Here is a 13,815-nt window from a genome sequence, read left to right as displayed (position 1 = left end):
TTACTTGGTCAGCGCCTCGACGACGGAGTCGACGTACTGGCTCATCGACGCGGTCCCGCCGAACATCCAGACGCCGTCGGGCAGCCGGTGCACGTTGTCCTTCTTGACGAACGGCAGCGACGTCCAGACCTTGTCCTTCTTCAGGACGCCGTCGAACGGGGTGGCGTTCTTGTCGTCCTCGTTGCCGATGTAGGCGAAGTGCGTGTCGGCGGGGAGCTTGGTGAGTCCTTCGACGTCGGTGGAGCCGAGGCCGTAGGCCTTGTCCCCCTTGACGGTCCAGGCGTTCTTCAGACCGAGTTCCTCGTTGACGCCGCCGATCAGCGAACCGCTGGTGTAGGGGCGCACGGAGACCTGGTTGGAGGCGACCCAGCCGTCGGCGAAGGCGAAGTCGGCGCCGGCCAGATCGGCGTCGGCGAGGGCCTTCTTGCCCTCGGCGAGCTTCGCCTCGAAGTCCTTCTTCAGCTGGGTGGACTTCTTGGTGGTGCCGGTGGCCTCGGCGATCAGGTCGAGGTTCTCCGTCATCTGGCCGATCGGGTCGGAGGCGTCGGCGGACGTGACGGTGAGCACCGGGGCGATCTTGCGCAGCTGCTTGACGGCCGCGGCCGGAAGGTCGGTCGTGGCGACGATCAGGTCGGGCTTGATGGCGGCGACGGTGTCCATGCTGGGCTCGCCGCGGGTGCCGATGTCCTTGGCGTCGTTGGTGAGCGGGGCGGCCTTGTCCCACGTCTTGTAGCCCTTGACGTCGGCGACGCCGGCCGGGTCGACACCGAGGGATATGAGGCTCTCGACGACGTTCCACTCGGTGCCGACGACCGTCTTGGCGGGACCGTCGAGCTTCACCTTGGCGCCCGAGGCGTCGGTCAGGGTGATGGGCTCGGCGCTCTGCTTCGCGTCGGCGTCGGCGGCGGGCTCGGTGGTGCCGCAGGCGGCGAGGGCGAGGGCCGCGACGGTGGCGGTCGCCGCGGCGATCAGGGGTCGTCTCATGAGGTGGTGCGCAACCTTTCGGTTCGTTCGTGGTGACGGCCGATGGCGCGGGTGCGCAGCCGGCCGGTGAGGGGGTCGGTGTCGACCTCGATGCGGATGCCGTACGTGGTGGTGAGGCGTTCGCCGGTGAGGACGTCCTCGGGGGCGCCGGACGCGACGATCCGGCCCGTGTCGAGGAGCAGGATCCGGTCGGCGACGGCGGCGGCCTGGTCGAGGTCGTGCAGGACGGCGCCGACGGCGATGCCGTGATGGTCGGCCAGGTCCCGCACGAGATCGAGGAGTTCGACCTGGTAGCGCAGGTCGAGGTAGGTCGTGGGTTCGTCGAGCAGGAGGACGCCGGTCTCCTGGGCGAGGCAGCCGGCGAGCCAGACGCGCTGCAGCTGCCCTCCGGAGAGGTGTTCGGCTCCGCGGTCGGCGAGTTCGGCGGCGCCGGTCAGGGCGAGGGCGCGGTCGACGGCCTCCCGGCCGCCGGGGTCCGCTTTGCCCCAGCGTCCGCGGTACGGGTAGCGGCCGAACTCGACGACGTCCCGCACCGTCAGCCCGCCGGGCGTGGGCCGCCCTTGGGTGAGCAGGGCGACGTGGCGGGAGAAGTCGCGGGGGCTCAGCGCGAGCCCGTCGATCTCGCCGTCGAGCACGAGCGTCGCCGCCCTGGGGCGCTGCAGCCGGGCGAGGGTGCGCAGCAGCGTCGACTTGCCGCTGCCGTTCGGCCCCACCAGGACCGTCACTTCGCCGGGCCGCAAGGTCATGGCGGCGCCGTGGACGACGTCGACGCCCTCGTAGGCCACGGTGACGTCGGTTGCCGACAGTTCGTGGCCATGGCGGCGCGGGGCCGCGCTGGTGGTCTCTTCAGCTCCATGCACGCGGCAAGGTTAGCCTAACCTAAACACTGCGGATGTCAGGGGGCGCGAAGCCGCGGGAAGGCTGTGTCTCCAGGCCGCGGCGGGGGCACCGAACCTCGGCACCCCCGCCGCGTGGTGGAACCTCACCGCACGCCGCTGGGCCTCACTTCACCGTGAGCCGGACCAGCCGGGTCCGCTCCGAGGGCGCCCCCTCCACCTGGAAGGCGACATAGCGCGCCTCCCCCGTGGCGGACAGCCGCCGTACAGGACCGTGTCCGGAGGTCCGGCCCGCGTCCCGGTACTCGATGCCGTCGTCGCTGAACTGCACGCGGCCGGCCGGTGCCCCGCCGCCCGTCCACTGCGCCTCCACGGTGCCGATCCGCCGGACGGCTCCGAGGTCCACGACGAGCCGGCCGTCGCGGCCGGGCCGCCACGACGTGCCGGTGTCGCCGTCGACCGCCGCGGCCGGATCCGACATCCCCTCGGGCAACGGGCTGTTGGGGAAGACCTGGCGTCCCAGGGCCAGGTCCTGGTGCGGGTAGGCGGCGGCTCCGCGCAGGTCGACGGTCGTCTCCCTGCGGGCGCGGACCGTGACGGTGGTGGTGTGGCCCTGCCCTTCGACGCGTACGCGGGTGTCGGCGCCGGAGAGGCGCAGCCGGGCCCCGTTGTCCACCTCGACGCGCAGCCCCGACGGCAGGGTGCGGCCGCTGTCCGGGGTGAGGATGAAGCGGGGCGGCAGCAGCCGTGCGTCGGCCGCGTCGAGGCGGGCCTCGTAGGCCGTGCCGTCACCGGTCACCGTCTGCGTGCCCTCGAAGACCGCGAGGCGCCGCCCGGACTGCGGGACGGTGACCGGTGTCGTGACGGGGTCGGCCGAGAGGTTGAAGAGACTGAGGTGGCCGTCGGTCAGGGCCGCGCGAACGGCCTCGTGCTCCGCCGTCGGCCCGGCCTCGCGGGCGAGCGCCCGCAGTCGTGTCGCGGAGGTCTCGGCGAAGCCCTCGACGACGAGCGGCGCAGCGGGGCCGTCGGCCAGCACGACCGTGTCGCCGTAGACGGACAGCGGGCGGTCCGTGCCGCGCACGACGAGTCCGGCCCGGCCGTCCACGTCCAGCCAGCGGCCCCGGCTGCTCGCGTCGGGCGTGGGCCAGGCGGCCAGGTCCTGCCAGTCGGTGCCGTCGGCCGAGCCCTGCACGCGGTAGGCGCGGCCCGCCGCGGCCTCCCAGCGCAGGGTGACCTCGGTGATCTCCGTTTCCGTGCCGAGGTCGACCGCCAACCAGCTGTCGGCGCGCGGCCGTTCGGCCTTCGAGACCGCCCAGCGGGTCGCCGCGTCGCCGTCGACGGCGAGGTTCGCGCCCTTGCCCGAGTCGGCGGAGGAGGCCGTCGCCGTCCCGCCGCGGGCGACGTCCGCGGTGTCGGCGCCGGCGCGGGCCTCGAAGGCGTAGAGGGAGTATCCGTAGGACGGGTCGGGGCGGACGCCCAGCATCCTCAGGTGGCGGACGCCGGTGCGCGGGAAGGTCAGCCGGTCGACGCGGCCGTCGGCGCTCGGTGCAGGGGAGGCGTCCGCCGCGGCGACGGAGACGTTCCCCTCCTCGAAGCGGTAGGTGCGGTCGCCGTCGAGTCCCGATATCCCCGGCAGGGTGAGGTTGTGGAGTTCCAGGTGGCCCTCCCCCGCCGCCGTGCCGCTGCTCGCGTAGACGACGGAGCCGGTGGGCAGTGTGGTGAATCCGGCATGCCCGCCGTCCAGTTGAAGGAGGGTCGCGCTGCCGTCGAAGCCGTCGCGGACCTTCTCGTACACGTGGACCGTGCGTCCGGCGACCTTGCCGGTGGTGGCGGGCAGGAACATGGGGGTGGCGCCGCTGATCCTGAACAGCCAGTCGTCGTGCGCCGGTTGCCAGGCGAACTTCACGAAGCCCGCCTTGGAGACGGCGCCCGCCCACGCCGCGGGCGACTGGTGGGAGACCAGTCCGGGTCCGGTGCCGAAGTCGGTCACTCCGGCGGCATGGGCGAACAGCTCGGCACGGGAGAACGGGGTCACCCTGCGCTTCTCGCCCGCCGCCCACACGTGCAGCAGATAGCTGATGGCGATCTCGGCGCGCGCCTCGGGCTCGTACTTGGGCTCGCCGGAGAACTTCGCCAGGCGGTACTCCGGCGGGTACTTCTGGTACGCCTCCAGACGTCCCGCGAGCTCCTGCTCGGCCCGCGCCGCGGCCCGGTCGCCGAGGACCTGGGACAGGAACGCCAGAGGGATCACGTCCCGGCCGTAGAGGTGTTCGCGGTCGTTGACCATCGGCATCAGCGGTTCGCCCGCGTCGCTCATGACGCCGAGCAGGGTCCGCCACAGCGCGGGGCCGCTGGGTTGGTGCGTGAGCACCTCGGGCAGCGGGCGGCCCGCGGTCAGGAAGTGGGCGGCGTTGCGGCCCGAGGTCCGCCACAGCTCCTCCTGGTAGTGCGGGCCGAAGGAGCCGTGGTTCTCCACGATGAACGTGTCGTAGAGGTTGCGGGCGGTGTTGCGCGCGACCGGCACCCCGTCGACCAGCGCGGGGTTGGCGAGGTCGGCGGGCGGCAGCCCCGTCTCGTTGCGCGACCAACGACCGTACGTGGCCGACCAGTCGGCCGCGCGGGGATCGTCGGGCGCCCAGGCCAGGGCGGGGGCGAGGGACTGGGCGTACACGCCCATCTCCTCCAGCTTGGTGTCGCCGACGTGACCGCCGTCGAGCCCGTTGGGCGTCCAGGAGCCGGAGGCCGGGTCGTTGCCGGTTCCCAACGCCTGCGTGTACGCGGCCTGTTCGCGGGTGATGCGGTCGACGTTCGCGCGGGTCGCGGCGTCCAGGTCGTCCCAGAGGAGCCGGGCGGCGAGGACGAAGTACAGCTGGAAGGTGGTGTCGAAGAAGAGGGTGCGGCCCCATTCCGTGCCGCCGGTGAGCCGGTTCGATGCGGCGAAGTGGCGCAGGGTGGCCAGGGTGCGCCGGGCGAGTTCGTCGCGGCCGACACCGGCGCGGTCGGCGTCGTAGTCGCCGTGGGTGAGCAGCAGGGCGTTGCCGAGGACGACGGCGAATCCGAAGTCCTTGGCCGTGTAGTGGCCCTGGGCCTCGTCCCACTGGGTCTCCGACCAGCGCGTGTGCTGGAGCAGGACGCGGTGGTAGACGGCGGCGATGTCGTCCGGCGGGGCCGTGGCGCCGGTCGCCGCGTGCGCGCTCGCCGGGCCGAAGCCGGCCGGCAGGACGGCGGCCGCGCCCGTGAGGCCGAGCAGTTGGAGAAGGCGCCTGCGGTCGATCGGGGTGTTCAGGGGCGGCACGGGTGGTCCTCTCACGCAAGACAACGTTGTCAGCAGGGGGCCGCCCCATGGTCGGCGTCGGTGTGTACGTACGTCAACGCATGGGACGGAAGAGATTCCGGGTCACCAGGCTGTGGCCGCGTTCAGTCGGACGCCGAGCGGGCGCGGGTGAGGACGGCGCGGAGTTCGGCGACGGGGATCTTGGGCTCGCGCTCCGCGGTGAGCAGGCCGTTCGTCTCCTGGAGCGTGTCCGTGAACTGGGTGTAGCAGAACCCGGCGAGACCGGAGTCGACAGCGGCCGAGACGAGCCCGGTCAGCCGCTCGGTGAACTCCTCCCGGGTGGCGACCGTGTCGTACCCGAACCACTCCTCCCCCGCCGCCGGTTCGAAGGTGGCTCCGCCGAACTCGCTCAGAACGACGGGCTGTCGGTCGTGCTCGGCGCCGTCGAGCACGAGGCGTTTGGCGCCGGGCCACTGTTCGCGCAACTCGCCCTGGCGCAGGGACGCGTGACCGTAGCGGCGGCGCAGGGTGCCCGCGTCCTGGGTGTAGTCGTGCACGCCCCAGATGTCGGCCCGGGAGATCTCCCAGCCGTCGTTGGAGACGGCGGGCCGGGAGGGGTCGAGCGCCTTGGTGAGGTGGTAGAGCGCGTCCATGAAGTGGCGCTGGGCCGGGACGTCGGCGGGGTTCGGCACGGACCAGGACTCGTTGACGGGGATCCAGGCCATGATCGAGGGATGGCCGAGGTCGCGGGTGACCGCTTCGGTCCACTCGCGGGTCACGCGCTCGACGGTCGCCGCCCCGAAGGCGTACGCGGACGGCATCTCCTCCCACAGCAGCAGGCCGAGCCGGTCGGCCCAGTACAGGAAGCGCGGGTCCTCGATCTTCTGGTGGACGCGCAGGCCGTTGAGGCCGATCTCCTTGGCGAGTTCGGCGTCGCGGCGCAGCGCGTCGGCGGGGGCCGCCAGGTGGGTGTCGGGCCAGTAGCCCTGTTGCAGGGCGAACCGCAGGAAGTACGGCTTGTGGTTGAGGAGGAACAGGCCGTCGTGCCAGGCGATGTCGCGCAGTCCGAGGTAGGACGTGACGTGATCGAGGGGTGCGCCGTCGGAGTCGGCGAGGGTCACGGTGGCGTCGACGAGGTGCGGGTGTTCGGGCGTCCAGAGCAGGTCGTCGAGGTCCTGGCCGTGGCGCAGGGCGGGCACGGTGATCTCGAACGCCGTCTCCTGCTGGTCGGTGCGGATCCGCTGCTCTGCGAGGATCCGCTCGCCGTGGGCGAGCCGTACGGTCAGGGTGCGCGGCCCGTCCGGCCAGCGGTCGAGGCGTGCGGTGCAGTGCACGCGCGCGTGGGCGACGTCCGGGGTCCACTGGATCCGGGTGAGGTGGTCGGCGGGGACCTCTTCGAGCCAGACCGGCTGCCAGATGCCGGTGGTGCGGTGGTACCAGATGACGTGCGGGTCGCGTCGCCAGTCCTGTTTGCCGCGCGGCTGGGTCGGGTCGAGGGGCTGGTCCTCGGCCCGCACCACGACGACGTGCGGGCCGTCCCGGTCGACGGCGTCGGTGAGGTCGCAGGTGAAGCCGGTGTGCCCGCCCTCGTGGTGACCGACCCGGCGGCCGTCGACCCAGACGTCGGCCCGGTGGTCGACCGCGCCGAAGTGCAGCAGCAGACGCCGGCCCTCCACGGGCCGGGTGAGGTCGACGGTGCGGCGGTACCAGACGACCGGGTGGTGCCCGGTGTCGTGGATGCCGGACGCCCGGGACTCGGGCGGGTAGGGCACGGTGACGGTGGCGGTGAAGGGGGCGGTGACGTCGGGCTCCATCCAGCGGTCCCGGCGGCCGAGGTCGGCGTCGTCGTGGGCGAATCCCCACGGTCCGCTCAGGTCGTGCCAGTCGGGGTCGCGGACGAGCTGCGGGCGGGGGTGGCCGGCGGCGTCGAGGTGGGTGTGGTGCATCGAGGAACTCCGGTGTCGTCGTGCGGAGGAGGGTGCGGCGGCGCGGCTGTTCAGTCGGGCGCCCCGGACCGCTCGGGAGCCCGCAGGTCGACCACGGTGGCGGCGAAGGCCAGCGGTCCGGGCAGGAGCGGGAGCAGCAGCGGCGTCGACCACATCAGCAGTCCCGCGAGGAGGATCGCGGCGAGCAGCAGGGCACTCCCCCGGGCGTCTTCGAGGGTGCGCAACAGGCCGGTGCGCAGCGAGAGTTGACTGTCCTCCGGCAGGGCCGTGCTACGCAGGGCGACGACCGCGCCGCCCAGGGTGAGCAGGACGAGCGCGGGGGCCATGACCGCGGCCCCGGGCAGGTCGCTGCGGAGCAGGGCCGCGTCGACGAGGACGACCACGGCCACGAGCGGCAGCAGCAGTCCGGCGGCGAGCGAGCGCACGGTCGTACGGGCGCGCAGCCGGCGGACGAACCCGCCGAGGTCGGCCGGGGCGCCCGTCTCGGCGGCCCGCCGCAGGGTGCCCGATGCGGCGGCGAACGCGGCCGGAGCGGTGACGACCGGCAGACAGACGAGTGTGGTGAGCAGCCCCATCAGGAGCATGTCGGCGAACATCGTGAACCCGGCGCCGAAGACCTCCCCGGGTTCCCGGCCGCGGCGGGCCGGTGCGGTGGTTGTCCTGGTCATTGCCGATCAGCCCTTCAGTCCGGAGGTCGCCATGCCCTGCACCAGGTAGCGCTGGAAGACGAAGAAGAAGAGCACGATGGGCAGCACCGAGATCACCGACATGGCGAACATGGGCCCGTACGCCGAGGTGCTCGACTGGTCGACGAAGCTGCGCAGCGCCAGGGTGATGGTGAACTTCTCCGGCGCGAACAGATAGATCATCTGTGTGAAGAAGTCGTTCCACGTCCAGATGAAGGTGAAGATGGCGGTGGTGATCAGCGCCGGGCGGCTCAGCGGCAGGGTGATGGCCCAGTAGGTGCGGAAGGGGCCGCAGCCGTCGATGCGCGCCGACTCCTCCAGTTCGCGGGGCAGTCCGCGCATGAACTGCACGATGAGGAAGACGAAGAACGCCTCGGTGGCGAGGAACTTCGGCAGGATCAGCGGCCAGTAGGTGTCCACCAGGCCGAGCCGGTTGAAGATGATGTACTGCGGGATCAGGACGACGTGGTGGGGCAGCATCAGCGTCGCGACCATGAAGCCGAACATCGGCCCGCGCATCCGGAACCGCAGTCGCGCGAACGCGTAGGCGGCCAGGGAGCAGGACAGGACGTTGCCGATGACCGCGCCGACCGCGATCGTGAGCGAGTTGCCGAGCAGCCGGGTCACGCTGACGCCGGAGACTCCGTCCAGGGCGGTGGTGTAGTTGGACCACTCCAGATGGCTGGGCCACAGATCGAGGCTGGTCACCACCTCGTCGGCCGGTTTCAGGGACGTGGCGAGCAGCCAGGCCAGGGGGTAGAGGAGCACCAGCAGGGCCACCAGCGCGATGGTGTGGGGCAGCCAGCGCCCCGCGCGCGGCTTCCTGGCCGTGCCGTTCTTGGCCGCGATGACACTCATCGCCCCTCCTCGTCCGCGTAGAAGACCCAGGACCGGGAGGTCCGGAACAGGATCAGGGTGATGACGCCGACGGCGATCAGCAGGAGCCAGGCCATCGCCGCCGCGTAGCCCATGTGGGAGGCGGTGAACCCGCGCTCGTACAGGTACAGCGTGTAGAAGTTCGTGGAGTCGGCGGGCCGGCCGGTGCCGTTGCTGACCACGAAGGCCGGGGTGAAGACCTGGAAGGACTGGATCATCTCCAGGACCAGGTTGAAGAAGACGACCGGGGAGAGCATCGGCACGGTGACGGAGACGAACTGCCGCCAGCGGCCCGCGCCGTCGAGGGCGGCGGCCTCGTACAGGTCGGGCGATATCTGCTGGAGCCCCGCCAGGAAGATCACCATGGGGGCGCCGAACTGCCAGGCCGTCAGGGCGACGACGACGTACATCGCGAGGTCGGGATTGCCGACCCAGCCGCCGGTGTGGATGCCGATCGAGTCGAGCAGGTGCGGGACCGTGCCGCCGTCGTTGTAGAGGGCGCGCCAGACGAGGGCGATGGACATGCTCGCGCCGAGCAGTGAGGGCGCGTAGAAGGCGGAGCGGTAGAAGGCGCGGCCCCGGCCGAGGTTCTTGAGGAGCATCGCGGCGCCGAGCGCGAGGCCCAGTTTGAGTGGGACGGCGATCACGACGTAGAGCAGGGTGGTGCCGACCGAGCGCCAGTAGCGGGGGTCCTCGGTGAGCATCTCGGTGTAGTTGCGCAGGCCCACCCAGTGCGGCGGGTCGAAGAGGTTGTAGTCCGTGAAGGACAGGTACAGCGAGACCGCCATCGGGATCAGCGTCAGGACGACGGCGCCGATCATCCAGGGTGACAGGAACACGTAGGCGGGCCACTGCTGTTCGCGGCGGCGGCGCCGGGCGCTCTTCGGGCGCGGTGTCCCGGGCCGGTCGGTGCGTGTCGGCACCTCGGTCGACATCGTTGTCATGACCTCAGCTCCCGGTTCGCCTCGTCGATGAACTCACGGGCCGCCTCACGTGGCGAGGCCCGGTCGTACATCACGCGTTGGTAGTTGCGGTTGAAGGCGTTCTGGATCGCGACGTCGCCCCGGGGCGGAGCGGCGGGCGGCGCGTCGACCCCGTACTTCTCCATCGCCTGTCCGTAGCGGTAGATGTCCAGCTCCGGGCCCTTGAGGGTCTTGGCCACGCGGGCGGCGATCGTGCGGTTGGGCGGGGTAGAGCGGGTGAAGCCGAGGATGTCGCCCGCCCGCTTGTCGTTGAGGAGGAAGTCGACCAGTTGGGTCGCCTCCTTCGGGTGTGCGGTGTGCGCGCCGACGCCGAGCAGCATCGACGGCTTGAAGTAGGTGCCGGCGCGGCCGTCGGTGGTCGGCACGGGCGCGAAGCGCACGTGGTCGCCGAGGAGCGCCGGGTAGCCGGGGAAGGTGGCGTCCCAGGTGTAGTCGGCGGCGGCGAGGCCGCGTCCGATGGGCGTCCACTCGGTGCTGTCGGCCTGCACGGTGTCCTCGGCCTGGGCGACGGCGCCGTGCTTGCGCTGGTCGTTGAAGTACGTCCAGAACGCGGTGAGGTCGTCCTCGGTGAAACCGAGCCGGGTCTGGCTCGCGTAGAGCTTGCCGCCCCGGCTGCGCAGCCAGTCCTCGAACACGTCCTCGTTGGTGCCGCCGTCGTTGGACCCGGCGACGTGCCGTCCGTCCGGTGACTTCAGGCCGAGCGCGGCGATCTTCTGGTTGGCGTCGGCGAAGTCCTGCCAGGTCCAGTCGGCTTCGGGCGCGGGGACGCCCGCCTTCGCGTAGAGCTTGGAGTCGTACGCGTATCCGGTGATGCCGCGGCCCATCGGCATGGCGTACTGCGTGCCGTCGAAGACTCCGGTGCGGACCAGTTCCTTGTCCATGTCGGACGTATGGATCGTGTGGTCCCCGACCGCCTGGTCGAGCGGCAGCAGGGCGTCGCCGCCCGCGTACTGGGAGATCTGCCGGTAGTCGAGCTGCGCGACGTCGGGGATGCCGCCGCCGGCCGCCTGGGTGGCGAGCTTCTGCATGTAGGCGCCGAAGTCGCCGGAGGACGTCCGCACGGTGACGCCGGGGTGTTCCTTCTCGAAGAGGCGTACGGCCTTCACGGTGCGGGCGGCCCGGTCGTCGTTGCCCCACCAGGTGAAGGTGAGGGTGACGCCGGACGCCCCGCCGCTCGCGCCGGAGCAGGCGGAGAGCGTGCCGGTCAGGGCGGTGCTGAGTGCGACGGCGGCCGTGGCGAGGACGGCCCGGCGCGGCAGGTGGCGGCGCGGGGGCTCGGGCATGGAGGCCCTCCTGGTGGGTGGCGGGGTGGCGGAAGAGTGGGTGCGGGCCGTGCGGTGGCCCGCACCGCGCGGAGGTGCTTCAGATGCCGGGGTAGACGTCGAGCCGGCCGCACATGCCGAACCGGCCGCGTGCGGTGGGCCCGGTGGCCTGGACGGCGGCGTGCGCCAAGTGGTCGGTGCGTCCTTCGCGCAGCGCTCCCAGTTGGGCCCCGGTCGCGGACGCGGCGGCCTGCGCGCCCTCGCGCCAGCGCTGTGCGAACGCGTCGAGCCGGGGGCGGACCAGTGCGGCCGCGGCCTGCTGGAACGCTTCGAGGGGCGCCAGGTCCCCGTCCTCGGTGGCGGCGCGCAGTTCCAGGAAGCGGCGGGTCGCCAGGTCGCGGCGGGCCCGCGCGATCTCCACCTGTTCGGCCTCGGGGACGTCGCCCGGGATGCGGATCGCGTCCGCGTAGGTGCCGGGGTCGGTGAGCAGGTGCTGCGGAAGGGTGAGCACCGCGTCGCCCGCCTCGGGCAGTCCGCTGTTCTGCATGACGACGGTGATCTCCAACTCCCCGTCGTTGACGAGGCGGTGGATCGTGCCGGGGGTGAACCAGGCGACGGTGCCCGGCTCCAGGGGTGTCTCCTCGTACCCGGACGGGGTCAGGGTCTGCACCCGGCCGCGCCCTCCCACGACCACGTACCCCTCGCTGCACGCGAGATGGAGGTGCGGGGTGCCGCCGCCGGGCAGGCCCTCGACGGTGGGCCAGTCGTACACGCGCAGCCGCGAGATGCCAACCGCCCCGGGGAAGCCGCCGTACCCGGCGCTCACCACGCGCTCCCGGCGATCCGAGCGGCGACCTGCTCGCGGTCCCAGGCGCCGTCGGCGACGGTCACCCGGTAGGAGCGCGTGAGCGTGTCGCCCGGGGCGAGGACCAGCTCCTCGTGGAACGCCCAGGAAGGGGCGACCGCGGCGAACGGGTCGCTGCGCACGAACCAGTGCGCAGGATGCGTCCCCTTCTCCCCCGCGTGGTCGTTGCCCGCCGCGTGCTCGAAGACGAGCGTCGCATGGCCGTCGCGTCCGTCGTGCTCGCCGACGTACGCCAGCCAGGGGGCCTGCGTGCCCATCAGGTCGCCGCCGTCCGACTCGGCGCTGAACACCCGGCCGTCGCGGAAGGCCCGCGGGCCGCGCCAGAAGAGTCCGGTGTACCCGGCGGCGGGGCGGCCGTGCGTGGTGGGGCTGCCGAAGCGCAGGGGCTCGGTACGGCGGTTGGTGATGGCCGAGGTCCAGGTCAGCGACCAGGAACCGGCGTCCGCGTCGAGGTGGGAGACCTCCAGGCGGCGCTCCTCGTCGGCCCACAGCTCACCGTCGTACGGGTGCCAGGTGAGGCGTTCGGCGATCACGGCGCGGTCGCCGGTGGCGGAGACCTCGTCGAAGCCGACGTGCGCCATCGACCCGATCTTCTCGTGCAGCGGGAGGTAACCCTCACCGTGCACATAGGAGTTGCCGCCCCACAGGTTCTGGCCCGACAGATGGGAGGCGGTGAGCTGGAGGCCCTTGTGCCAGCGGTGGTCGTTGGGCCGGTAGTCGGTGACCAGGGCGCCGGACAGGGTGCGGACCGGGTGGAGGTAGGGCTTGGGCGCCTCCCACGCGGCCTCCGGGCGGTACACGTAGGCGAACAGCTCGGTGCCGGTGGGCTCGTGGGCCACGGTGATGCGGTCGCCGTGGGCGTGGGTGAGTGCGAGCGTCATGCCTGGGCCTCTTCCGTGGGGGCGTCGTGCGTCGGGGCGTCCTCGCCGGGCGCCCAGCCGGGGGCGCCGCCGTGCAGGGCGGTGTAGTAGGGGTCGCCGGGGCCGATGTCCCCGGCCCGGACCGTGGTGTCGGTGAACGCGGACTTGTACAGGGCGGTGATGAACTCCAGCGTGCGACGGCCGCCCTCGCCGCTGGTCGGGTGGCGCTGTCCTGCCGCGATGTCGGCCACCAGGGCGCGCAGCTGGGCCAGGTGCGAGCTGGGCTCGTCGGTGCCGAAGTCCCGCCAGGCGGCGGCCTCCTCGTCGGTGACACCGGGGGCGGGGGTGATGCGCCAGTCGGCGTTGCCGTAGCCGTACAGGTGGGTGAGTTCGATCGTCGCGCGCTCGCAGTCGATGCGGATACGGCTGACCTCGTCCGGGCTGAGCACACTGTTGACGACCGTGGCGACGGCGCCGTCGGCGAAGCGGACCTGGGCGGTGGAGACGTCCTCGGTCTCCACGTCGTGCACGAGCCGCGCCGCCATGCCGCGCACCTCGGACCAGGGCCCCATCAGATCGAGCAGCAGATCCGTCTGGTGGATGCCGTGCCCCATGGCCGGGCCGCCGCCCTCGGTGGCCCACCGGCCGCGCCAGGGAACCGCGTAGTAGGCGGTGTCCCGGTACCAGGTGGTCTGGCAGTGCGCCACGAGCGGCCGTCCGAAGGCGCCTTCGCGCAGCAGCCGCCGCACGTGCCGGGCGCCGGAGCCGAAGCGGTGCTGGAAGACGATCGAGGCGTACGGGGCACTGCCGCCCCCTCCCTCGACGGCCTCGACCGCGTCGTAGTCGGCCAGCGAGGGGCACGGCGGCTTCTCGCACCACACCCACGCGCCGGCCTTGAGCGCCGCCACGGACTGCTCGCGGTGCACGGCCGGCGGGGTGCAGAGCACCACGAGGTCCGGGCGGACCTCGGCGAGCATCGCGTCGAGGTCCGTCGACGCGTGGGGAATCGCGAACTCCTCGGCCAGGGCCCGCACCGCCGCTTCGTTCACGTCGACCGCGGCCACGATCTCCGTCGCGCCCTCCTCGGCGAGCGTGCGCAGCGCGGGCAGGTGGCTGCCGCGGGCGATCCCACCGGCACCGACCACGGCCGTGCGCAGCGGAGTCTTCGGACCTTGCGGGGACATGTCGGACCCTCTCGTCGGACAGGCGGATGGATCGAGCTGGAGGAGAAGCACAGGCGAGC

11 protein-coding genes are annotated in these 13,815 nt (G+C 72.3%); all 11 read right to left on the bottom strand.

The genetic code is table 11. The annotated features are described in order from the left end of the window. Window positions 1-984 carry an iron-siderophore ABC transporter substrate-binding protein gene (locus tag K377_RS29385; protein WP_111666587.1) on the bottom strand — a complete coding sequence of 328 codons (984 nt, stop codon included), beginning with the start codon at window positions 982-984 and terminating at the stop codon, window positions 1-3. Then, window positions 981-1,844 (bottom strand): ABC transporter ATP-binding protein, encoded by an 864-nt coding sequence (locus tag K377_RS29380; RefSeq protein WP_111666586.1) that lies wholly within the window; start codon window positions 1,842-1,844, stop codon window positions 981-983. Before K377_RS29380 ends, K377_RS29385 begins: the two co-directional genes overlap by 4 nt. A gap of 142 nt (window positions 1,845-1,986) precedes the next feature. Further along, a complete protein-coding gene (locus K377_RS29375) occupies window positions 1,987-5,115 on the bottom strand; it encodes a discoidin domain-containing protein (RefSeq protein ID WP_111666585.1) in 3,129 nt (1,042 codons plus the stop codon). Window positions 5,116-5,237: 122 nt separating this feature from the next. After that, a complete protein-coding gene (locus K377_RS29370; protein ID WP_111666584.1) occupies window positions 5,238-7,040 on the bottom strand; it encodes a sugar-binding domain-containing protein in 1,803 nt (600 codons plus the stop codon). Window positions 7,041-7,090: 50 nt separating this feature from the next. Continuing rightward, window positions 7,091-7,708 (bottom strand): hypothetical protein, encoded by a 618-nt coding sequence (locus K377_RS29365; RefSeq protein ID WP_111666583.1) that lies wholly within the window; start codon window positions 7,706-7,708, stop codon window positions 7,091-7,093. 6 nt (window positions 7,709-7,714) lie between these two features. Beyond that, complete coding sequence (locus K377_RS29360; RefSeq protein WP_111666582.1) at window positions 7,715-8,584, bottom strand: carbohydrate ABC transporter permease; 870 nt, start codon at window positions 8,582-8,584, stop codon at window positions 7,715-7,717. Continuing rightward, window positions 8,581-9,546, bottom strand: coding sequence for a carbohydrate ABC transporter permease (locus K377_RS29355; RefSeq protein ID WP_111666581.1), 966 nt, complete (start codon window positions 9,544-9,546; stop codon window positions 8,581-8,583). The genes K377_RS29360 and K377_RS29355 overlap by 4 nt, the downstream gene beginning before the upstream one ends. Further along, entirely contained in the window at window positions 9,543-10,868 is a 1,326-nt protein-coding gene (locus K377_RS29350; protein ID WP_111666580.1) for an ABC transporter substrate-binding protein, read from the bottom strand. Before K377_RS29350 ends, K377_RS29355 begins: the two co-directional genes overlap by 4 nt. Before the next feature lie 79 nt (window positions 10,869-10,947). Next, window positions 10,948-11,676, bottom strand: coding sequence for a cupin domain-containing protein (locus K377_RS29345; protein ID WP_111666579.1), 729 nt, complete (start codon window positions 11,674-11,676; stop codon window positions 10,948-10,950). Continuing rightward, window positions 11,670-12,593 carry a PmoA family protein gene (locus tag K377_RS29340; protein WP_111666578.1) on the bottom strand — a complete coding sequence of 308 codons (924 nt, stop codon included), beginning with the start codon at window positions 12,591-12,593 and terminating at the stop codon, window positions 11,670-11,672. Before K377_RS29340 ends, K377_RS29345 begins: the two co-directional genes overlap by 7 nt. Beyond that, complete coding sequence (locus tag K377_RS29335) at window positions 12,590-13,756, bottom strand: Gfo/Idh/MocA family protein (protein WP_111666577.1); 1,167 nt, start codon at window positions 13,754-13,756, stop codon at window positions 12,590-12,592. The genes K377_RS29340 and K377_RS29335 overlap by 4 nt, the downstream gene beginning before the upstream one ends. Between the last annotated feature and the right edge of the window lie 59 nt (window positions 13,757-13,815).

Source organism: Streptomyces sp. PsTaAH-137 (assembly GCF_003259365.1).
Taxonomy (GTDB): domain Bacteria; phylum Actinomycetota; class Actinomycetes; order Streptomycetales; family Streptomycetaceae; genus Streptomyces.
The sequence above is the reverse complement of the archived record's forward strand: the minus strand, read 5'-3'. Positions and strand labels throughout refer to the sequence as shown.